This is a genomic window from Cellulomonas fengjieae, from assembly GCF_018388465.1.
Classification (GTDB): domain Bacteria; phylum Actinomycetota; class Actinomycetes; order Actinomycetales; family Cellulomonadaceae; genus Cellulomonas; species Cellulomonas fengjieae.
The window spans coordinates 3230681-3252202 of the sequence record NZ_CP074404.1 but is presented as its reverse complement, the minus strand read 5'-3'; the positions used below and the strand labels follow the sequence as shown (position 1 = coordinate 3252202).

Sequence of the window (21522 nt, the reverse complement as noted above, 5' to 3'; positions counted from 1 at the left end):
GATGGCCGGCCCCGCGCTCCGCGGGGCCGGCCTTGCCCTTGACCGTCTGCCCGACCGAGGTGCTCGTCCATGAACCGCGTCCACGTCTCCGCCCAGCCCTCCGGCCTCCGGCCCTCGGCATGGCGCGAGTGCGTCGGCACCGGCCGGCTCAACCTCGCCCTGCGCGCCGACTACCAGGAGTCGGCCGCGCTGGTGCAGCGCGAGATCGGCTTCCGGTACATCCGTGGCCACGGGCTGCTGTCCGACGACATGGGCGTGCTGCGCGAGTCGGAGGGCGTCACCCGCTACTCCTTCACCTACGTGGACCAGGTGGTCGACTCCTACCTGCGGCTGGGCCTCAAGCCGTTCCTCGAGCTGGGCTTCATGCCCTCGGCGCTGGCGTCGGGGGAGCAGACCGTCTTCTGGTGGAAGGGCAACGTCACCCCGCCGCGGTCGCACGAGGACTGGGCCGCCCTGGTCCGTGCGGTGCTGCGGCACCTCATCGACCGGTACGGGCTCGAGGAGGTCCGCACCTGGCCGATCGAGGTGTGGAACGAGCCGAACCTGACCGTGTTCTGGCAGGACGCCGACCAGGCCGCCTACTTCCGGCTGTACGAGGCGACCGCGCGTGCGGTCAAGGACGTCGACGCCTCCCTGCAGGTGGGCGGGCCGGTGCTCTCCCCGGGGTCCGACGAGTGGTGGGCGCCGTTCGCGGACTTCGTCGCCGCCCGGGACGTGCCGGTGGACTTCGTGAGCCGTCACGCGTACTCGTCGGGTCCGGCCCAGCACGTCCCGTTCGGCGTCTACCAGACGTTCGAGCCGCCGCAGACGCTGCTCGACCAGTTCGACGCGCCCCGCCGGCACCTGCGGGACACCGCGCTCGCGGGCCTGCCCGTGCACATCAGCGAGTTCAACACGTCCTACCGGCCGGACAACCCGATCCACGACACCGCCTGGAACGCCGCCTACCTCGCGCCCGTGCTGGCCGGCGGCGGCGACCTGGTCGGCTCCTTCTCCTACTGGACGTTCTGCGACGTGTTCGAGGAGGCGGACATCCCGACGTCGCTGTTCCACGGCGGCTTCGGCCTGCTGACCCACCGGCAGATCCGCAAGCCGACCTACCACCTGTACGCGTTCATGGCCCGCATGGGCGCCTCGGTGCTGGCCCGCGGCGCGGACCACCTGGTGTGCCGGGACGACGACGGTCGCGTGACGGTCCTCGCGTGGCAGCCGCTCGGGGGCTCCGACGACGGCCCGTACGGCTCCGCGCCCCCGACCCACGACGTCCGGCTGCGCATCCCCGTCCCGTCGGACGTGGCGGTCCTGCGGCGCAGCGTGAACGAGACCGACGGCAACGCCTGGACGGCGTGGCGCGAGCTCGGCCGCCCCCGGAACCCGTCGGAGCGCGTGCTCGACCTGCTGCGCGACGCGTCGCTGCCCGCGGTCCGGCACTGGTCGCTGCCGGCCGCCGACGGGCACGTCGACCTCGACCTGGTGCTCGGTCGGCACGAGATCACGCTGGTCGAGCTGCTGCCCGTGACGCCCGACGAGCACCCCGGGCTCGACGACGCCCGGCTGCTCGGCCAGGACGTGATGGGATGACCGCCATGGCGATGAAGCGCGACGAGATCGGCACCGGCGCGCTCCCGCGCTGGTCGGCGACCGTCTACTGGTTCCTGGTGGTCGAGGTGATGCTGGTCCTCACCTCCGCACCGGGTCTCGTGCTGCTGCAGCTGCTCGACCGGGACGCCAGCAACATCCCGCTCGTCGCCCTGGCGTGCGTCCCGTTCGCTCCCTCGGTCGCGGCCGCGCTGTTCGCGTGGCGTGTGTTCACCCGGGACCGGGACCTGTCCCCGGCGCGGCACTTCTGGCGCGGCTACCGGCTCGATGTCCTCGACGTGCTGCGCTGGTGGGTGCCGACGCTCGCCGTGCTCGCCGTCATCGGCATCAACCTCGCGCACCTGGCCGCGGCGGGCCTGCCGTCCGCCCTCGGGGTCGCCCTCGGGGCGGTCGCCCTGCTGCTGGTGATCTGGTCCGGGCACGCGCTCGTCCTCAGCGCGCTGTTCAGCTTCCGCACTCGCGACGTCGCCCGCCTCGGCGCCTACTTCCTCGCGGCCAAGCCCCTGGTCTCGCTGGGCATCGCGTCGGTGCTGGTGCTCACGGTCGCGGCGGCGTTCGTGACGGACTGGCTGCTCGTCCTGCTCGCGGCCCCGCTGACCTACCTCTACGCGCGCACGGTCGTACCCGTCGTGGCAGCGGCGGAGGCGCAGTTCACAGCCTGACCAGCGTCTTGCCGGTGGTCTCGCCGCGCATCATCGCGAGGAACGCGTCGACCGCGTGGTCCAGGCCGTCGATGACCGTCTCGTCGTACGCGATCTGGCCGGTGGCGACCCACTCGCGCATGTCCGCGACGAACGCGGGGTAGTGCTGCGTGTGGAACCCGACGGTGAACCCGCGCAGGGTCAGGCCCTGCTGGATGATCCGGGCCATGTTGCGCGGCCCGGGCTCGCCCGCTCGTCGTTGTACCCCGAGATCGCGCCGCACAGCGCGACCCGTCCGTCGCGGTTGAGGGTGCCGATGGCTGCCTCGAGGTGCACGCCGCCGACATTGTCGAAGTACACGTCGATCCCGTCGGGCGCGGCCGCGCGCAGCTGGCGGTAGACGTGACCGTCCTTGTAGTCGAACGCTGCGTCGAACCCGTACCGCTCCCGCACCAGCGCCACCTTCGCCGGGGAGCCTGCGGAGCCGATGACCCGCGACGCGCCCTTGAGCCTCGCGATCTGCCCGGCCATCGAGCCGACCGCGCCGGCCGCACCGGAGACGAACACGACCTCGCCCGGCTTCATCTGCGCGATCTGCAGCAGTCCGACGTGTGCCGTGAACGCGGTCATGCCCAGCACGCCGAGGTACGCCGACAGCGGTAGGTCGTCGTCCACCACCCGGAAGCGCGCGGCATCACCCTGCGCGACGTCGCGCCACCCGAGGTCGTGCGTCACGGCGGCGCCGACCGGCACGTCCGCCGACGTCGACTCCACCACCCGGCCGACGGCGCCGCCGGTCATCGTGGCGTCCAGCGCGAACGGCGCGACGTACGACTCGGCGTCGTTCATCCGGCCCCGCATGTACGGGTCCACCGACAGGAAGGCGTTCGCGACGCGCACCTGGTCGGGCCCGAGGTCCGGCAGGTCGACCGTGACGGTGCGGAAGTCCTCGGGCACCGGCCATCCCTGCGGCCGGCGGACGAGCTGGACCTGCGTGCTGGTGGGCATGCGTCGATCCTGCTCGGGTGTGGAGCAGCGTGCGCGGCGAGGCGCGGTGCTCCGCGAACGGTCAGTAGATCGTGCGCCCTGTCGCGTCCGGGATGCCCGAGCGGCGGAAGAACGCGCTGCGCACGTGGTCGCGCCACTCGCGGGCACTGCGCTCCTGCTCCGCCAGCCGCTCGCTGACCCGGTCGAAGAACGCGTCGGGCACCCGGCCGCGCAGCGACTCCCACGTCCCGCCCATCCGGACGACCTCGTCGTACCCGTCGGCGTGCGTGTCGTAGATGTGCTGGATGACCGTCGACCCGCTGTGCAGCACGTGCGTGTACGGGACGTGGTGGAAGAACAGCAGCAGCTCGTCGGGACAGGTCTCGACAGACTCGTAGACATCCCGCCACGGCGATGGGTACTGACCGGTGAACCCGGTTCCGGTCGCGCGGGTGCGGTCCACGCCGATGCCGTCGCGGTCGGCGTAGTGGTACGTGCCCCAGGCGGTGTACTCGTAGCCGTCGACGTCGGGACCGTAGTGGTGCCCCGGCCGGACCATGAAGCCGACGCTGAGCGGGGCGGTGTAGCTCTCGTAGGTGTGCCAGGAGTCGTCGAGCACGGCGTGCACCGCGGACCGCACCACCGGGTCGTCGCCGAACGTGAGCCCGATCCACTCGTCGAGGACCGCGACCGGGTCCTCCTCGCCCCAGGCCAGCCGCGCGAACGCGTAGAGGTTCGCCTGGGCGAGGGGGTGCCCCGTCCAGAACTCGTCGGTACCGACGTTGGAGACCCCGACGATGCCACCGGCCGGAGTGGGCTGGCCGTCGCCCTCGGACAACCCGGCTGCGATGTACGCGACCGACCGCCCGTCCTCCGCCAGCGGGAACTCCAGCACCTCGGCCCACTGCGGCCCCAGGTAGCAGGCGTGCTGCTGCTGACCCGTGTACTCCTGGGTCACCTGCAGCTCGACGGCCAGCCGGGTCCGCGGCATCGCGGCGATGACGGGGGAGACCGGCTCGCGCGTCTGGAAGTCCATCGGGCCGTACTTCACCTGGAGCACGACGTTGTCGTCGAACCGGCCGTCCAGCGGCGTGAAGTGGTCGTACGCCGCCCGCGCACGGTCGGTGCTGCGGTCGCGCCAGTCCTGGTGGTGGTCGTAGACGAAGGCCCGCCAGAACACCGTGCCGCCGAACGGGCGCAGCGCCCGGGCCAGCAGGTTGGCGCCGTCGGCGTGGTCGCGGCCGTAGGCGAACGGACCGGGCTGGCCCTCGGAGTCGGCCTTGACGACGACGCCGCCGAAGTCGGGGATCGCCTCGTAGACCCGCCGGAACGCCGACGCCCACCAGTCCTGCACGGCCGGGTCCAGCGGGTCCGCCGTCTCCAGGCCACCCAGGGTGATCGGCGCCGCGAAGCTCACCGACAGGTACACGCGGATCCCGTGCGGCCGGAACGCGTCCGCCAGTCGCGCGACGTCGTCGACGTGGTCGGTGAGGAGCCGTGCCTCGGCGGCGTGCACGTTGACGTTGTTCAGGCCGACCGCGTTGATGCCGACCGAGCCGAGCAGCCGCGCGTACTGCGCCACCCGGGACAGGTCGTCGCGGACCCGACCCTCGGACCAGAAGATCGAGCCACCGGCGTACCCGCGCTCCACCTGGCCCATGACCGGGTGCACGACGGTGTTGTCCCAGTGGTCGAGCATGCGGACGGAGGAGACCGGAAGGTCCCAGACGAAGTCGTCGAGCCCGCTCAGCGCGGCCTCTCCGCGCCGGACCATGGCGTGCAGCCCGTACAGCAGCCCGGCGGCGTCGGCTGCCACCACGACCGTGCGGCCGCGATGCCGCCCGAGGCCGAACATGCCAGGACTGAGCACGCTGCTGCCCAACGCGAGCAGGTCCTCGACCACCGCCTGCACGGCCCGGAGGTACGGATCGGTCCGTGGTGGGTGGCCGGGCGGCGGCGGCATGGTGGCCGACGCCGTCCCGACGGTCCCCGCGCTGCCGACGATCGCGAGCACCACGTCGCAGGCGAGAGCCTCGTCGACGGTCACCGGGCTGGTCACCAGCGAACCGCCGAACCGCTCCGTCGCCGCCGCGACCTCGGCGACCACCGTCTCCGCGACCGGCCCGTCGTCCGGGCCGACCGCCACCAGCACGCGCCGCGAGCCGAGCGGGCGGAACGCCTCGTCGGGCAGCCACATCGGGTGCGCGCTCACCAGTCGTGCGCTCACCAGTCGTGCACCGTGCCGTCCTTGAGCCGGTTGAACGGCAGGTACGCCGCCTGGTACGGGTAGCGCGCGGCCGCGTCGTCGTCGTAGGTGACGCCGAGGCCGGGCTGCTCGCCCGGGTGCAGGTACCCGTCGGTGAACGTGAACGTCTGCCGGAACACCTCGTCGGTGCGCGCCCCGTGCTGCATGTACTCCTGGATGCCGAAGTTGTGGATGGCCAGGTCGAGGTGCAGCGCCGCGGCCATGCCGACGGGGGAGATGTCGGTCGGCCCGTGGATGCCGGACTTGATCTGGTACTGCGCCGCGAAGTCGAGGATCCTGCGCAGCGCGCTGATCCCGCCGGTGTGCGTCACGGCCGAGCGCACGTAGTCGATCAGCTGCTCCCGGACCAGCGTCTGGTAGTCCCACACGGTGTTGAACACCTCGCCGATGGCCAGCGGCGTGGTGGTGTGCTGGCGGACCAGCCGCAGCGCCTCCTGGTTCTCGGCCGGGGTGCAGTCCTCCAGCCAGAACAGGTCGTAGGGCTCGAGGTCCTTGCCCAGGCGCGCGGCCTGGATGGGGGTCATCCGGTGGTGCCCGTCGTGCAGCAGCGGCAGCTCCGGCCCGAACTCGCCGCGCACGGCCTCGAAGACCGCGGGGATGTGCCGCAGGTAGGCCCGGGTGTCCCAGTCCTCCTCGGCCGGCAGGGGAGCGCGCTGGGCGGGCTCGTAGTCGTAGCGCCCGGACGACGACGGCTGGGCCGCCACGCCGTAGACCGCGTCGATGCCCGGGACCGAGGTCTGCACGCGGATCGAGCGGAAGCCCTGCTCCTGGTGGTGCCGGATGGAGTCGAACAGCTCCGGCAGGTCCCGGCCGCTCGCGTGGCCGTACGCCATGATCCCGGTCCGGCTGGCGCCGCCGAGCAGCTGGTACAGCGGCAGCCCGGCGACCTTGGCCTTGATGTCCCACAGCGCCACGTCCACCGCGGCGATGGCGGCCATGGTCACGGGACCCCGCCGCCAGTACGCCGACCGGTAGAGGAACTGCCAGGTGTCCTCGATCCGGTGCGCGTCCCGCCCGAGCAGCAGCGGCACCACGTGGTCGGACAGGTAGGAGGCCACGGACAGCTCGCGGCCGTTGAGCGTCGCGTCCCCGAGCCCCACCACGCCGTCCTCGGTGGTCAGCCGCAGCGTGACGAAGTTGCGGTCCGGGCTCGTGACGAGCACCTCGGCCGACCGGATGGCGCTCCCGGAGGCGGCGGGGCCGAGGTCGCTCGGGGACGGGTCGTGGGTGGGCATGCCTGCTCCGATCCGTCGACGGCGCCGTCGACGTTGCTCCGGTCCTGCGTCCGCGTCCCACCGTAGGGGTGCGGGGCGCCTGGGACAAACGTTTGCCGATGGTTGCCAGAACTGCGCTCGCCCGCCACCATGGGACCGGCTGGGCCGCCGGGCCCGGGCAACTCCCAGCGTGCGACGAGGACCGATGACCAGGCCACCCACCCTCCGCGACGTCGCGGCCGCCAGCGGCGTGGCCATCTCGACCGCCTCGCGCGCGCTCACCAAGCCGGGGCGGGTCAACGAACGCACCGCGACCCGCGTGCGGGAGGCGGCCCGCGAGCTGGGCTACTCACCCAGCCTGTCGGGACGTGCCCTCAGCTCCGGCCGCACCGGCATGGTCGCGCTCGTCGTCCCGGACGTCACCAACCCCTACTTCTTCGGGATCGTGCGGGGCACCGCGGCGCGCCTGCGGGCCGACGGCTACGTGCACGTGCTGGTCGACGCGGAGGAGTCGGTCGAGGCGGAGGAGCGCGCGCTGCGTGCGCTGCGTCCGACGGTCGACGGGGCCGTGCTGGCGGCCTCGCGCCTGGACGACGACCGGTTGACCGCCTGGTCGCACGAGTTCCCGATGGTCACGGTGAACCGTCCGGTCCCGGACCAGTCCGGCGTCCTGGTCGACACCGCGGGCGGCACCGGGCAGGCGCTCGCGCACCTGGCCTCGCTCGGCCACCGGCGGGTCGCGTACGCGGGAGGCCCGCGCGCCTCGTGGTCGGATCGCCGTCGGCGGGCGGTCCTGCGCACCGCCGCCAAGCGCCTCGACGTCGAGGTCGTCGCCATCGGTCCGTTCGTGCCCCGCCGCGAGGACGGGGCGGCCGCGGCCGACGCCGCCCTGCACGCGGGCGTCACCGCGGTGCTGGCCTTCGACGACCTGCTGGCCTTCGGCATCCTCGACCGGTTGGCCGAGCGGGGCGTCGACGTGCCCGGCGCCATGAGCGTCGTCGGCTGCGACGACGTCTTCGGCGCGGACCTGGTCCGCCCCGGCCTCACGACGATCGCGGCCCCGCTCGAGCGCGCCGGCCACGCGGCCGCCGACCTCCTGCTGGCCCGCCTCGACCCCACGCATCCCGGCGGGACCGTCACGGTCGAGCTGCCCACGCACCTGGTGATCCGCGGCTCCACCGGCACCGCCCCGCTGCGCGTCGTGAGGTGACAGGGTGGGCCGATGACGATCACGCAAGTCGATCGGGCCCACCTGAGCCGTGCCGTCGAGCTCGCCCGCGAGGCCCTCGACGACGGTGACGAGCCGTACGGCTCCGTGCTCGTCGACGCCGCCGGGCGGGTCCGCTTCGAGGACCGCAACCGCGTCAAGGACGGCGACCAGACCCGGCACCCCGAGTTCGAGATCGCCCGCTGGTCCGCGAACCACCTGACACCCGACGAGCGCGCCGCCGCCACGGTCTACACCTCCGGCGAGCACTGCCCGATGTGCGCGGCCGCCCACGCGTGGGTCGGCCTGGGCCGGATCGTCTACGCGACGTCGTCGGCGCAGACCGGCACATGGCTCGCGCAGTGGGGCGTCCCACCCGGGCCGGTGGCCACGCTGCCCATCAACGCCGTCGCCCCCGACCTCCTGGTCGAGGGCCCGGTCCTCGAGCTCGCCGAGAAGGTCCGCGAGCTCCAGCGCCGCCGGTTCGGGGCCTGACCACGGTCAGGCGGGCTGACCCACCCCGGACAGCGCCGCCAGCAGCCCGGGACCGTGCCGCTCCAGCTTGGTGGCACCGATCCCGCTGATCGCGCCGAGCTCCGCCAGCGACGTCGGCCGCCGGGTGACCACCTCGCGCAGCGTCGCGTCGTGGAACACCACGTAGGCCGGGACACCCTGCTCCTTGGCGACCCCCGCGCGCCAGGCCCGCAGCGCCTCGAAGAGCTCCAGGGCGTCGTCCGACAGGTCCGCCGCGGCTGCGGGCTTGCCGCTGCGCGATCCGCGCGTCCGCACGGCCTTCTCGGTCTCCCGCCGCAGCCGGACCTCGCGCTCGCCGCGCAGCACGTCGGCGCTGTCGGCCGCGAGCCGCAGGGTGCCGTACCCGTCGGAGTCGACGCCGAGCAGCTCCAGGGCCAGCAGCTGCCGCACGACGCCGCGCCACTCCCCGTCGGACAGGTCCTGGCCCACGCCGAACGTGCTCAGGTCCTGGTGACCCAGCTGGGTGATCCGGGGCGTGACCTTGCCGCGCAGGATGTCGACCAGGTGCCCCGCGCCGTACCGCTGCCCGCGCTGCTCGAGGCGGACGACGGTCGAGAGCAGCTTCTGGGCCGCCACCGTCCCGTCCCACGACTCCGGCGGGGTCAGGCACGTGTCGCAGTTGCCGCACGGCTGGGACGCCTGCCCGAAGTAGTTGAGCAGCTGCACGCGGCGGCACGACACGGTCTCGCAGAGCGCGAGCATCGCGTCCAGGTGCGCGGTCAGCCGACGCTTGTGCGCTGCGTCGCCCTCGGACGTGTCGATCATCCGGCGCTGCTGGACCACGTCCGCCAGCCCGTACGCGAGCCACGCGGTGGACGGCAGACCGTCGCGGCCGGCGCGGCCGGTCTCCTGGTAGTACCCCTCGACCGACTTGGGCAGGTCCAGGTGGGCGACGAACCGGACGTCCGGCTTGTCGATGCCCATCCCGAACGCGATGGTCGCCACCATCACGATGCCGTCCTCGCGCAGGAACCTCGACTGGTTCCGCGCGCGCACGTGCCGGTCGAGACCCGCGTGGTACGGCAGCGCGGTCACGCCGTGCTGCACCAGGAACTGTGCGGTCTGCTCGACCGAGTTGCGCGACAGGCAGTAGACGATGCCGGCGTCGCCCTCGTGCTCGGTGCGCAGGAGGTTGAGCAGCTGGTCGCGCGGCTTGTCCTTGGGCGCGATGCGGTACTGGATGTTGGGCCGGTCGAAGCTGGCGACGAAGTGCCTGGCGTCGCCGAGCTGCAGCCGCTGGGCGATCTCCGCGCGCGTGTGCTCGGTGGCGGTGGCCGTCAGGGCGATCCGGGGGACCTCGGGCCAGCGCTCGTGCAGCATCGACAGCTGCAGGTAGTCCGGCCGGAAGTCGTGCCCCCACTGGGACACGCAGTGCGCCTCGTCGATGGCGAACAGCGCGATGGTGCCGCGGTCGAGCAGCTCGACGGTCTCCCGGACGCGCAGGCGCTCGGGCGCCAGGTACAGCAGGTCCAGCTCGCCGGCCAGGTACGCGTCCTCGACCGCGCGGCGCTGGTGCGACTCCTGCGTCGAGTTGAGGAACCCGGCGCGCACGCCGAGCGCGGACAGGGCGTCGACCTGGTCCTGCATGAGCGCGATCAGCGGGGAGACGACGACCCCGGTGCCCTGCCGGACCAGCGCGGGGACCTGGTAGCACAGCGACTTGCCGCCACCGGTGGGCATGAGCACGAGGGCGTCGCCCCCGCGCACCACGGTGTCGATGATCTCCGCCTGCTCGCCGCGGAACGCGTCGTAGCCCCACACCGTGTGCAGCACGTCCGCCGCGGCGGCCAGCGCTGCCTCGGGATCGAGCTCCCGGGTCACGTCACGGGGGAGGTCCGGCCTCGGCGCGCGGGCGGGAACGGTCTGGTGCTCCGGCGGGGCGGCGTCGTAGGTCGGGTCGAACGGCGGCTCCTCGTCGAGAGGCCAGTCCGGTTCGTCGCCACCCCACCCGTCAGTCACGCGGGCCACCCTACGTGCCGCCACTGACGCACGATTTCGCGGCGCCGTCCGTAGGGTGGGCGCATGGCAACCGCACTCATCACCGGCGCGTCCGCCGGTCTCGGCCTGGAGTTCGCCTGGCAGCTCGCCACGGCCAGGCACGACGTCGTCCTGGTCGCTCGCAACGAGGAACGCCTGACGCGCCTCGCCGCCCAGCTGGAGGCCGCCGCCGGCATCCGCGCCGAGGTCCTGGTGGCGGACCTGTCGGACCGCGCCGATGTCGAGCGGGTGGCCGACCGCCTCCGCGACACCGAGCGACCGGTCGGCCTGCTGGTGAACAACGCCGGCATGGGGCTCAACCAGCGCTTCGTGACCGGCGACCTCGACGCCGAGGAGTCGGCGCTCGCGGTCATGGTCACCGCGGTCATGGTGCTCTCGCACGCCGCCGCCGGCGCGATGGTCGCGCGCGGGCGCGGCGCGATCCTCAACGTCGCCTCCGTCGCCGCCCTGCTGACCTCCGGCACCTACTCGGCGCACAAGGCCTGGGTGCGCGTGTTCACCGAGAGCCTCGCGGTCGAGCTGAGCGGCACCGGGGTCACGGCGACCGCGCTTAACCCGGGCTTCGTGCACACCGAGTTCCACGAGCGGGGCCGGATCGACATGACGGCCTACCCCGAGATCGTGTGGCTGAGCCCCGAGGACGTGGTGGCCACGGCCCTCGCCGACGTCCGCCGCGGCGCCGTCATCTCGACGCCGAGCCTGCGCTACCGGACCCTGTCCGCCGTCGCCCGCCTCGCCCCGCGCAGCGCCGTGCGCTCGTTCGGCCGCTACCGCCGGGCGTTCCAGGGGCAGGAGACGTCGCCCCCGGTACCCTGACCGCCGTGAGCCACGACCTGACCCCCACCCCCCGCGAGCAGCTGCTCGACCTGATCAAGGCCCTCGCGGTCGTGCACGGGAAGGTGACCCTGTCGTCGGGCCGTGAGGCCGACTACTACGTCGACCTGCGCCGCGTCACGCTGCACCACCGCGCGGCCCCGCTCATCGGGCACCTGATGCTGGACCGGCTGGAGGAGGTCGGGCTCGGCACCGCGGAGATCGACGCCGTCGGCGGGCTGACGCTCGGCGCCGACCCCGTCGCGACCGCGCTCCTGCACGCCGCCGCGTCGCGCGGCCAGGACCTCGACGCGTTCGTGGTGCGCAAGGAGGCCAAGGCGCACGGCATGCAGCGCCGCGTCGAGGGGCCGGACATCGCCGGCCGCAAGGTCGTCATCCTCGAGGACACCTCGACCACGGGCGGCTCGCCGATCGCGGCGATCGAGGCCGCGCGCGAGGCGGGGGCGCAGGTGATGGGGGTCGCCGTCATCGTCGACCGCGCCACCGGCGCCCAGGCCAAGATCGAGGCCCTCGGCGTGCCGTACCACTACCTGTTCAGCCTGACCGACCTCGGCCTGGCCTGACCCGATGAGCGTGAGCTCGGACGTCGTCTTCTTCGGTTGCTGGCTGCTCGTCATCGTCGGCGCCGGTGTCATCGGGTGGTGGGTCGACAAGAGGCGGAACGAGCGGTTCCGTGCGTGGGCGCGGCGCAACGGGTGGAGCTACTCCGAGTCCGAGCCGGGGCTGGCCCGCCTCTCGGACGGCCAGCCGTTCGGCGCGGGTGGGTCTCGGACGGCGCGCGAGGTCCTGCGCGGGCAGTTCGAGTCGCTCGCCGCACTGTCGTTCACGTACGAGTGGACCACCGGCGCCGGGAAGACCCGCAGGACCCACTACGCGCACGTCATCGCCCTCGCGCTGCCCACGTCCCTGCCGTCCGTCGAGGTGACCCCCGAGGGACTGGGCGCGCGGCTGGGCAAGCTGGTCGGGATGCAGGACATCGGGTTCGAGTCGGACGCCTTCAACCGCGCCTACCGGGTGGCGGCGCCCGACGAGCGCACCGGGCACGCGATCGTGCACCCGCGACTGATGGAGCGCCTGCTGCAGCCCGACGCGCTCGGCACCCCGTGGCGCATCGACGGCACGTGGATCCTGACGTGGGACTCCGGCAAGACCAAGGTCGACCGGCTGGCCCCGCGTCTCGGCCTGCTCGCCGCGGTCGTGCGGTCGGTCCCGCGGCACGTCTGGCTCGAGCACGGCCACGACCCCCAGACCACGGCTACGATCGCCTGACCTGCCCAACCGCTGAGAGGCCCTCCTGTGTCCACCGGTGTCATCGTCCTGATCGTCGTCGCCGCGATCGTCCTGGTCGCCCTCATCTGGGCCGTCACCACGTACAACGGCTTCGTCCGGCTGCGGAACCTCGTGCAGGAGGCGTGGCGCCAGATCGACGTCGAGCTGCACCGACGGCACGACCTGATCCCCAACCTGGTGGAGACGGTCAAGGGCTACGCGGCCCACGAGCGCGGTGTCTTCGACGAGGTCGCCCAGGCCCGCGCCGCCGCCGCGGGACCCGCCTCCGGCCCCGCCGAGCAGGCCGCTCAGGAGAACCAGCTGACGCAGGCTCTCGGTCGCCTGTTCGCCGTCGCCGAGGCCTACCCGGTGCTGCGCGCCAGCGAGAACTTCCAGCAGCTGCAGCTCGAGCTCACCAACACCGAGGACCGCATCGCCGCCGGTCGCCGGTTCTACAACGCGAACGTCCGTGAGCTGAACACCAAGGTGGAGTCGTTCCCGTCGAACGTCATCGCCGGCATGTTCCACTTCGAGCGCGCCGAGTACTTCGAGGTCGAGGAGCCGAGCGTGCGCGCGGCTCCCGAGGTCAGCTTCTGAGCTAGCTAGACCCGCTCGACCAGGTCCTGCACGGAGTCGAGGACCTCGGTCGGCCGGAACGGGAACCGCTCGACCTCGCCCAGCCGCGTCGAGCCGGACAGCACCAGGAACGTGCGCAGGCCGGCCTCGATGCCCGCGACGATGTCGGTGTCCATCCGGTCGCCGACCATCACCGTGGTCTCGGAGTGGGCGTCGATCCGGTTGAGCGCCGAGCGGATCATCATGGGGTTCGGCTTGCCGACGAAGTACGGCTGCCGGCCCGTCGCGGCACTGATCATGGCCGCGACGGCGCCGGTGGCCGGCAGGTCGCCCTGTGCCGACGGACCGGTGACGTCCGGGTTGGTGGCGATGAAGCGGGCGCCGCCCTGGACGAGGCGGATCGCCTGCGTGATCGCCTCGAAGGAGTAGGTGCGCGTCTCGCCGAGCACGACGAAGTCCGGCTGCGTGTCGGTCAGCGTGTAGCCGACCTCGTACAGCGCGGTCGTCAGCCCCGCCTCGCCGATGACGTACGCCGAGCCGCCGGGCATCTGGTCGGCCAGGAACTGCCCGGTCGCGAGCGCGGAGGTCCAGATGGCATCCTCCGGCACGTCGATCCCCGCGGACGCGAGCCGTGCCCGCAGGTCCCGTGTGGTGAAGATCGAGTTGTTGGTGAGGATGAGGAACGGGCGCTCGCCGTCCCGCAGCGCCCGGACGAACTCCGCGGCTCCGGGCAGGGCGGTGCCCTCGTGCACGAGCACGCCGTCCATGTCGGACAACCAGGAGCGGATCTCCCGCGGGCCGTGCTGGGTCATGCGCCGAACGCCTTGCGCTCGACCTCGTCGCGCTCCGACTGCTCGTCGTAGCGCTCGTCGCGCTCCTCGGGTTCGCCGCCCTTGCGGCGCGCCTTGAGCAGCTCGACGCCGATGGGGATGACCGACACGAGCACGACGGCGATCAGCAGCGCCTCGATGTTCTCCTTGATGAACGTGACGTTCCCGAGCGCGTAGCCCAGCAGGGTCACGCCGACGGCCCACAGCAGAGCACCGATCACGTTGTAGCTGACGAAGTGGCGGTAACGCATGTTGCCGACGCCCGCGGCGACGGGGGCGTACGTGCGCACGATGGGCACGAACCGAGCCACGATGATCGTGCGGCCGCCGTACTTGTCGAAGTAGGCGTACGTCTGGTCGATGTACTTCTTCTTGAAGAAGCGCGAGTCCGGCTTGTTGAACACCTTGGGCCCGAGCGTGCGGCCGATGAGGAAGCCGGTCTGGTCGCCGAGGAAGGCGGCCAGGAACAGGACCAGGCAGAGCACCCAGATGTTGATGTCCAGCGTGTCCTGCGCCACCAGGGCGCCTGCGGTGAACAGCAGCGAGTCCCCCGGGAGGATGGGGAACAGCAACCCGGTCTCGACGAAGATGACGAGGGCGATGCCGATGAGGGCCGCGGCCCCGAACGACTCGATCAGGTGGTCGGCGTTGAGGAAGTCGGGCCCGAGAGCCGCGATCGGTCCGGCGGCCGTGAGTGCGGTCGTCATCAGCATGTACCCCAGAGTACGGGGCGAGGTGGGGGCGGCCCGTGGGCGCGATGTGCGGACCGTGTGGGCCGCCGTGGTGAACAGCGTCGCCGTGCGGATCGCGTGGTGGTCCGCGCCAGGGGGCTGACGTTTCCGCTGCTCCACGGGCATCTTGCGACCAAGTTCTCACGATGTAATGATGCAAATCGGGCACGACGACGACGCCGACGCCCGCGCATCGACGACGACGTCGGACGTGTCTCACGAAGGAGTGAGGGCATGGAACTGCACCGCTTCGCGCACCGGCGGACGCCCCCCGCGCCGGTCTCCCCGCCGGGCCAGGGACTCACCCGTCGACAGATGCTGCTCGGCTCGCTGGCGACCGTCGGGGGCGTCGCCGCCGCCTCCGCGCTGGCCGGCTGCGCGCCGGCGGCCTCGGCGAGCGGCGCGCGGGAGCTGGCCTACTGGCACCTGCTCAGCGGCGGCGACGGCGTCACCATGGCGGGGCTGGTGGACCAGGTGAACGGCATGGGCAACGGCTACGAGGCCACCCAGACCGTGCTGGCCTGGGGCGCGCCGTACTACACCAAGCTGGCCATGGCGAGCGTCGGTGGGCGCTCGCCCGACGTCGCGATCATGCACGCGTCGCGCGTGGCGGGGTACGCGCCGGGTGGCCTGCTGGACCCGTGGGACCTCGACCTGCTCGCGGAGCTCGGCGTGCGGGAGTCGGACTTCCTCGAGCGGGTCTGGGCCAAGGGTAGGCTCGAGGGCCAGCAGTTCTCGATCGCCCTCGACTCGCACCCTTTCGTGATGATGTACAACCTCGACGTCGCCGAGCAGGCCGGGGTGCTCGGACCGGACGGCCAGCTGGCGCCGATCGAGAGCCCCGAGCAGTTCCTCGAGGTCGCGCGGGCCATGCAGGCGGTCACCGGCAAGCACGGGCTGTCGTACGGCTACCTGGGTGACGGCGCCCAGATGTGGCGGCTCTTCTACACGTTCTACAAGCAGCACGACGCGGACTTCGACCTGTCCGGGAACACCGCCGTGGTCGACCGCGACGCGGCGGTCTCCTCGCTGCAGTTCATCCAGCAGCTGCTGGACGGCACCGTCGCCACCGCGAGCGGCGACTACGGCACCGCGGTCTCCGAGTTCATGTCCGGGGAGAGCGGCCTGTTCTTCACGGGCGTGTGGGAGCTGCCGACGGCCAAGAGCTCGGGGCTCGCGTTCGACGCGCAGCCCATCCCGACGCTGTTCGGCACGCCGGCGGCGTACGCCGACTCGCACGCATTCACCCTGCCGCACCAGTCGAGCCCCGACCCGGAGCAGCGGCGGGCCTCCTACCAGTTCGTCGCCGACCTGCTGCAGAACTCGTTCGGCTGGGCGGAGGCGGGGCACGTCCCCGGCTTCCAGCCCGTGGTGCAGAGCAGCGAGTACCAGGCGCTGGTGCCGCAGTCGCACTACGCGCCGGCCGCCGAGATCCTCAACTACGACCCGGAGGCGTGGTTCACCGGGTCCGGCAGCGACTTCCAGAACTACTTCCTGGAGACAGTGCAGGACGTCTACCTGAACGGCTCCGACCCGGCGGAGGGCTTCGACGCCTTCGTCCGTCGCGTCAACGTCCAGCTCGCCAAGCCGAACCCGGTGTGACCGGAAGGAGTTGACCGTGTCCTCTGCAGCTCTCGACGTCTCTGTCACCGGCGCTCCGCCGCGCACCACGTCCGCCGAGCAGATCCGCCGCGGTGAGCGCGAACGGCGCTCGCGCGACAACCGGATCGGCTGGGCCTTCGTCGCCCCGTTCATGGTCGTCTTCCTGATGTTCCTCATCTGGCCGCTCGTGCACGGCTTCTACCTCAGCTTCACCGGGGAGAGCATCACCGGAGCCGGGGGCGAGCTCCTCGGGTTCGACAACTACGTCGAGGCGCTGAACGACCCGATCATGTGGCGCTCCCTGCTCAACACCCTGTGGTTCACGGTGCTGTCGACCGTGCCGCTGGTGATCGTCGCGCTGGTGCTGGCGCTCCTCGTGCACCAGGGCCTGCCCGGGCAGTGGCTGTGGCGGCTGTCCTTCTTCATGCCGTTCCTGCTGGCGTCCACCGTCGCCGCCCAGTTCTGGATCTGGATGTACAACCCGCAGCTCGGGCTCGTGAACTACCTGCTCGGCGCGGTCGGTGTCGACCCGGTGGCCTGGCTGCAGGACCCGACGTGGGCGATGTTCGCGGTCGTCCTCATGACGCTGTGGTGGACGGTCGGCTTCAACTTCCTGCTGTACCTGACGGCGCTGCAGAACATCCCCGAGCAGCAGTACGAGGCCTCCGCGCTCGACGGCGCCGGACGCTGGCGGCAGCTGCGCTCGATCACGGTCCCGCAGCTGGGACCGACGACGGTGCTCATCGTGATCCTGCAGATCCTGGCCTCGCTGAAGATCTTCGACCAGATCTACATCATGACGCAGGGTGGCCCCGGCGGCGTGACGCGCCCGGTCGTCCAGTACGTCTTCGAGACGGGCTTCACGGGCTACCGCTTCGGCTACGCCTCGGCGATCGCCTACATCTTCTTCGCCATCATCGTGATCATCTCGATCGCACAGATGCGGCTGACGACCCGGAGGGGTGCCTCATGACCACGACAGTCGCACCGCAGCCCAACGCCGCCGCGGCCGGCCGGCCGGCGCGGGGCTGGTTCGCCGCGAAGGCGGGCCTGCGCACCGGCGAGCGGTTCGTCAGCCCCAGCCGGATCGGTGCCATCGTCGCCCTGGTGGTGCTCGCCGTGTTCTGGCTGCTGCCCTTCCTGTGGGCGGTCGTCACCTCGTTCAAGTCCGAGACGGCCGCCGCCGCGACCCCCGTGTCCTGGCTGCCGCCCGACGGCTTCACCACCGACGCGTACGCGAACGTGCTGCGCGAGGGGAACATCCCGCTGTGGACGTGGAACAGCCTCATCACGTCCGTCGCGATCACGGTGATCACCCTCGCGGTGACCGCGCTGGCGGCCTACGCGTTCTCCCGGCTGGACTTCACGGGCCGGCGCTGGCTGTTCTGGGCGATCATCGCCTCGATCATCATCCCGCCGCAGGTGCTCATCGTGCCGCTGTTCTACGAGATGCTCACGCTCAACCTCGTCGACACGTACTGGGCCGTGATCCTGCCGCAGGTGGTCCACCCGGCGATGGTGTTCATCCTCAAGAAGTTCTTCGACCAGGTCCCGGTCGAGCTCGAGGACGCGGCACGCATCGACGGCGCCGGGCGCCTGCGGGTGTTCTGGTCGATCGTGCTGCCCCTGTCGCGGCCGATCATGGCCGCCGTCGCGATCTTCGTGTTCATCGCGGCGTGGAACAACTTCCTGTGGCCGTTCATCGCCACCAGCGACTCGTCGCTCATGACCCTGCCCGTGGGGCTGCAGACCGTGAAGAGCGCCTACGGCCTGCAGTACGCGCAGGTGATGGCCTCCGCGGTGCTCGCCGCGCTGCCCCTGGTGGTCGTCTTCCTGTTCTTCCAGCGACAGATCATCAAGGGTTTCGCCACGACCGGCTTCGGAGGGCAGTGATGTCGCGCGCGCGAGTCACGCTCGACCGGGACTTCGTCGTCGGCGAGGTCCCGCCCCGGATCTTCGGCTCGTTCGTCGAGCACATGGGCCGGTGCGTCTACACCGGTATCTACGAGCCCGGCCATCCGACGGCCGACGCCCAGGGCTACCGCGGTGACGTGCTGGACCTGGTCAAGGAGCTGGGCGCGACCGTGGTGCGCTACCCCGGCGGCAACTTCGTGTCCGGGTACGACTGGGAGGACGGCGTCGGGCAGGAGCGCCCGCGGCGGCTGGACGGCGCCTGGCACACGGTCGAGACCAACGCGTTCGGCCTGCACGAGTTCGTCGACTGGGCCCGCCTCGCCGGGGTCGAGGTCATGGAGGCGGTGAACCTGGGCACCCGCGGTGTCCAGGAGGCCCGCGCGCTCGTCGAGTACGCCAACCACCCCGGCGGCACCGAGCTCTCCGACCGCAGACGCAAGAACGGCCACGACGAGCCGTTCGACATCCGGCTGTGGTGCCTGGGCAACGAGATGGACGGCCCGTGGCAGATGGGCGCCAAGACGGCCGACGAGTACGGGCGGCTGGCGGCCGAGGCGGCCAAGGCCATGCGCCTGGTGGACCCGTCGATCGAGCTCGTGGCCTGCGGCTCGTCGAACTCCGGGATGCCGACGTTCGGGGCATGGGAGCAGACGGTGCTCGGGCACACCTACGACGAGGTCGACTACGTCTCGCTGCACGCCTACTACCAGGAGCACGACGGCGACCACGCGAGCTTCCTGGCCAGCGCGGCCGACATGGACTACTTCATCGAGTCGGTGGTGGCCACGGCGGACGCCGTCCGGGCCAAGGGCAAGCACAAGAAGCGCATCGACCTCTCGTTCGACGAGTGGAACGTCTGGTACGCCACGGGCAAGAACACGCCCGACCAGCCGCACGTGATCGAGCGGGCCGGCGTCTGGCGCGAGCACCCGCGGATCATCGAGGACGAGTACTCGGTCACCGACGCCGTGGTGGTCGGCACGTTCCTCAACTCGCTGCTGCGGCACGGCGACCGCGTGAAGATCGCCAACCAGGCGCAGCTGGTCAACGTCATCGCACCCATCCGCTCGGAGGAGGCAGGTCCCGCCTGGCGGCAGTCGATCTTCTGGCCGTTCGCGCGCACGGCGGCGCTCGCCCGGGGGACGGTGCTGCGCGCCGCCGTCACCTCCGACCGCTACGACACGGCCAGGTTCGGTGGCGTGGACCTCGTCGACGTCTCCGCCACATGGGACGAGGAGCGTGGCCGCGTCGCCCTGTTCCTCGCGCACCGGGGCCTGGACGACGAGGCGGAGGTCGGCGTCGACCTGCGCGGCTGGGCCGCCGGCCGGGTGACCCGCGCCGAGGTGCTGGCCGTGCCCGAGGGCGGTGACCGGCACACGACCAACACGCAGGACGCGCCGGACCGGGTCGGGCTCGCCCCCCTCGACGGGGTGCGCGCCGAGGACGGGACCGTGAGCCTGCGGCTGCCCCCGCTGTCCTGGTCCGTGGTGGAGCTGGAGGTCACCCTCGCCTGACGGCTCCGTGCCCGTGTGAGCCGGTCACCGGCCGGCGGTTACCGTGGCGCCCGTGGACGAGGAGCGCGAGCAGGTCGGAGTGGGTCCCTGGGTGGGCGACTGGCCGACGGGGGAGCAGTACGACCCGCAGCTGCTGGCGGAGGGTGACCGGCGCAACGTCGTGGACCGCTACCGGTACTGGAGCCTCGAGGCGATCGTGGCCGACCTCGACACCCGTCGGCACCCCTTCCACGTCGCGATCGAGAACTGGGCGCACGACCTCAACATCGGCTCGGTGGTCCGGACGGCGAACGCGTTCCTCGCCGCCGAGGTGCACATCGTCGGCAACCGGCGCTGGAACCGCCGGGGCGCCATGGTCACCGACCGCTACCAGCACGTGCGTCACCACCCCACGGTCGACGACCTGCTGGCCTGGGCTGAGGAGCACCGGCTGCCCGTGCTCGGCGTCGACAACCTGCCCGGATCCGTGGCGCTCGAGGGGTACCCGCTGCCGCGTTCCTGCGTGCTGCTGTTCGGCCAGGAGTCGGTCGGGTTGTCCGATGCCGCCCGCGCCGCGGCCCTCGACGTGCTGCACATCGCTCAGTTCGGTTCCACCCGCTCGATCAACGCTGGCGCGGCCGCCGCGATCGCGATGCACGCCTGGATCGCACAGCACGCGGGTGTCCAGGGGTAGAACGTCCCGGGGGCGAACCCAGGCGGGCGTGCCAGAATCGTTGTGATACCCCTCCCTCTACACGCAGGAGATGCTTGCACATGGCCATCGCCACCCCCGAGGTCTACGCCGAGATGATCGACCGGGCGAAGGCGGGCAAGTTCGCCTACCCGGCCGTCAACGTCACGTCGTCCCAGAGCGTCACCGCAGCGCTGCAGGGCTTCGCCGAGGCGGAGTCCGACGGCATCATCCAGGTTTCCGTCGGCGGTGCCGAGTACGCGTCCGGCTCGACCGTCAAGGACCGCGTCGCCGGCTCGCTCGCCCTCGCGGCGTACGCGGCCGAGGTGGCCAAGGGCTACCCGATCACCGTTGCGCTGCACACCGACCACTGCGCCAAGCAGAACCTCGACTCCTGGGTGCGGCCGCTGCTCGCGCTCGAGATCGAGCAGGTCAAGGCGGGCAAGCTCCCCACGTTCCAGTCGCACATGTGGGACGGCTCGTCGGTCCCGCTGGACGAGAACCTGATCATCGCCGAGGAGCTCCTCGAGCTCTCCCGCCAGGCCCGCACGATCCTCGAGATCGAGGTCGGCGTCGTCGGTGGCGAGGAGGACGGCCACACGGCCGAGATCAACGACAAGCTGTACACGACCGTCGAGGACGGGCTGGCCACGGTCCGCGCGCTCGGTGCGGGCGAGAAGGGCCGCTACCTGACGGCCCTGACGTTCGGCAACGTGCACGGCGTCTACAAGCCCGGTGCGGTCAAGCTGCGCCCGTCGATCCTCGCCGACATCCAGAAGGCGGTCGGTGACGCGATCGGCAAGGAGAACCCGTTCGACCTGGTGTTCCACGGCGGGTCCGGCTCCACCGAGGCCGAGATCTCCGAGGCCGTCGACAACGGCGTCATCAAGATGAACATCGACACCGACACGCAGTACGCGTTCACGCGGCCCGTCGTCGGCCACATGTTCTCCAACTACGACGGCGTGCTCAAGGTGGACGGCGAGGTGGGCAACAAGAAGGCCTACGACCCGCGCGCCTGGGGCAAGCTCGCCGAGGCCGGCATGGCCAAGCGCCTCGTCGAGGCCGCGCAGCAGCTCCGCTCTGCCGGGCACACGCTCGGCGCCTGACGCCTGACAACGAGAAGGGCCCCGGAC

At 71.7% G+C, this 21522-nt stretch carries 19 protein-coding genes and 1 pseudogene; 14 read left to right on the top strand and 6 right to left on the bottom strand.

Features of this window, described 5'->3' with window-relative positions; all coding sequences use genetic code 11:
* The first annotated feature begins 69 nt into the window (after window positions 1-69).
* Together KG102_RS15055 and KG102_RS15050 are read left to right on the top strand one after the other, a co-directional pair.
* Window positions 70-1581 (top strand): GH39 family glycosyl hydrolase, encoded by a 1512-nt coding sequence (locus KG102_RS15055; protein ID WP_208288226.1) that lies wholly within the window; start codon window positions 70-72, stop codon window positions 1579-1581.
* On the top strand, window positions 1578-2261 hold the full coding sequence (locus KG102_RS15050; protein ID WP_208288227.1) for a DUF624 domain-containing protein: 684 nt from the start codon (window positions 1578-1580) through the stop codon (window positions 2259-2261). Before KG102_RS15055 ends, KG102_RS15050 begins: the two co-directional genes overlap by 4 nt.
* On the opposite strand, the pseudogene KG102_RS15045 reads toward KG102_RS15050, so the two are convergent.
* From KG102_RS15045 to manD, 3 genes and pseudogenes are all read right to left on the bottom strand, one after another.
* Window positions 2251-3248, bottom strand: a pseudogene (locus KG102_RS15045) (NADP-dependent oxidoreductase). The gene KG102_RS15050 and the pseudogene KG102_RS15045 sit on opposite strands and share 11 nt — an antisense overlap.
* Before the next feature lie 61 nt (window positions 3249-3309).
* A complete protein-coding gene (locus tag KG102_RS15040; RefSeq protein WP_208288985.1) occupies window positions 3310-5424 on the bottom strand; it encodes an alpha-glucuronidase in 2115 nt (704 codons plus the stop codon).
* Between the two features lie 26 nt (window positions 5425-5450).
* Window positions 5451-6728, bottom strand: a complete 1278-nt coding sequence (manD, locus tag KG102_RS15035) for a D-mannonate dehydratase ManD (protein WP_243883887.1) — start codon at window positions 6726-6728, stop codon at window positions 5451-5453.
* A gap of 184 nt (window positions 6729-6912) precedes the next feature.
* On the opposite strand from manD, the gene KG102_RS15030 reads away from it, so the two are divergent.
* Window positions 6913-7917, top strand: a complete 1005-nt coding sequence (locus tag KG102_RS15030; RefSeq protein WP_208212736.1) for a LacI family DNA-binding transcriptional regulator — start codon at window positions 6913-6915, stop codon at window positions 7915-7917.
* Window positions 7918-7929: 12 nt separating this feature from the next.
* Window positions 7930-8409 carry a nucleoside deaminase gene (locus KG102_RS15025; protein ID WP_208212735.1) on the top strand — a complete coding sequence of 160 codons (480 nt, stop codon included), beginning with the start codon at window positions 7930-7932 and terminating at the stop codon, window positions 8407-8409.
* Between the two features lie 6 nt (window positions 8410-8415).
* Here KG102_RS15025 and recQ read toward each other — a convergent pair whose 3' ends face one another.
* Window positions 8416-10416, bottom strand: coding sequence for a DNA helicase RecQ (recQ, locus tag KG102_RS15020; protein WP_372438148.1), 2001 nt, complete (start codon window positions 10414-10416; stop codon window positions 8416-8418).
* Window positions 10417-10470: 54 nt separating this feature from the next.
* Between recQ and KG102_RS15015 the strand changes: the two genes are divergently transcribed.
* The 4 genes from KG102_RS15015 to KG102_RS15000 are packed head-to-tail and all read left to right on the top strand — an operon-like array spanning window position 10471 to window position 13146.
* On the top strand, window positions 10471-11262 hold the full coding sequence (locus KG102_RS15015; RefSeq protein WP_208212733.1) for an SDR family NAD(P)-dependent oxidoreductase: 792 nt from the start codon (window positions 10471-10473) through the stop codon (window positions 11260-11262).
* Between the two features lie 5 nt (window positions 11263-11267).
* Window positions 11268-11843: an orotate phosphoribosyltransferase gene (gene pyrE / locus KG102_RS15010; protein ID WP_208288229.1), complete on the top strand. Its 576-nt coding sequence runs from the start codon at window positions 11268-11270 to the stop codon at window positions 11841-11843.
* A 4-nt stretch (window positions 11844-11847) separates the two neighbouring features.
* On the top strand, window positions 11848-12549 hold the full coding sequence (locus KG102_RS15005; protein WP_208288230.1) for a hypothetical protein: 702 nt from the start codon (window positions 11848-11850) through the stop codon (window positions 12547-12549).
* A 27-nt stretch (window positions 12550-12576) separates the two neighbouring features.
* Window positions 12577-13146 (top strand): LemA family protein, encoded by a 570-nt coding sequence (locus KG102_RS15000; RefSeq protein ID WP_208288231.1) that lies wholly within the window; start codon window positions 12577-12579, stop codon window positions 13144-13146.
* Window positions 13147-13151: 5 nt separating this feature from the next.
* On the opposite strand, the gene KG102_RS14995 is transcribed toward KG102_RS15000, so the two are convergent.
* Both KG102_RS14995 and KG102_RS14990 read right to left on the bottom strand, forming a co-directional pair.
* The gene (locus tag KG102_RS14995; protein WP_208212729.1) at window positions 13152-13937 is read right to left on the bottom strand and encodes an HAD-IIA family hydrolase; all 786 of its coding nucleotides are present in this window, start codon (window positions 13935-13937) and stop codon (window positions 13152-13154) included.
* Complete coding sequence (locus KG102_RS14990) at window positions 13934-14668, bottom strand: VTT domain-containing protein (RefSeq protein ID WP_208212728.1); 735 nt, start codon at window positions 14666-14668, stop codon at window positions 13934-13936. Before KG102_RS14990 ends, KG102_RS14995 begins: the two co-directional genes overlap by 4 nt.
* A gap of 252 nt (window positions 14669-14920) precedes the next feature.
* Here KG102_RS14990 and KG102_RS14985 point away from each other — a divergent pair, with 252 nt between their 5' ends.
* From KG102_RS14985 to fbaA, 6 genes are all read left to right on the top strand, one after another.
* Window positions 14921-16288: an extracellular solute-binding protein gene (locus KG102_RS14985; RefSeq protein ID WP_208288232.1), complete on the top strand. Its 1368-nt coding sequence runs from the start codon at window positions 14921-14923 to the stop codon at window positions 16286-16288.
* Window positions 16289-16304: 16 nt separating this feature from the next.
* Window positions 16305-17261 carry a carbohydrate ABC transporter permease gene (locus tag KG102_RS14980; protein WP_372438149.1) on the top strand — a complete coding sequence of 319 codons (957 nt, stop codon included), beginning with the start codon at window positions 16305-16307 and terminating at the stop codon, window positions 17259-17261.
* On the top strand, window positions 17258-18181 hold the full coding sequence (locus tag KG102_RS14975) for a carbohydrate ABC transporter permease (protein WP_208288233.1): 924 nt from the start codon (window positions 17258-17260) through the stop codon (window positions 18179-18181). Before KG102_RS14980 ends, KG102_RS14975 begins: the two co-directional genes overlap by 4 nt.
* The gene (gene arfA / locus KG102_RS14970) at window positions 18181-19716 is read left to right on the top strand and encodes an arabinosylfuranosidase ArfA (protein WP_208212725.1); all 1536 of its coding nucleotides are present in this window, start codon (window positions 18181-18183) and stop codon (window positions 19714-19716) included. Before KG102_RS14975 ends, arfA begins: the two co-directional genes overlap by 1 nt.
* A gap of 52 nt (window positions 19717-19768) precedes the next feature.
* Entirely contained in the window at window positions 19769-20389 is a 621-nt protein-coding gene (locus KG102_RS14965) for a TrmH family RNA methyltransferase (protein ID WP_249667349.1), read from the top strand.
* 80 nt (window positions 20390-20469) lie between these two features.
* Window positions 20470-21495: a class II fructose-bisphosphate aldolase gene (fbaA, locus tag KG102_RS14960; RefSeq protein ID WP_208212723.1), complete on the top strand. Its 1026-nt coding sequence runs from the start codon at window positions 20470-20472 to the stop codon at window positions 21493-21495.
* Window positions 21496-21522: the final 27 nt, after the last annotated feature.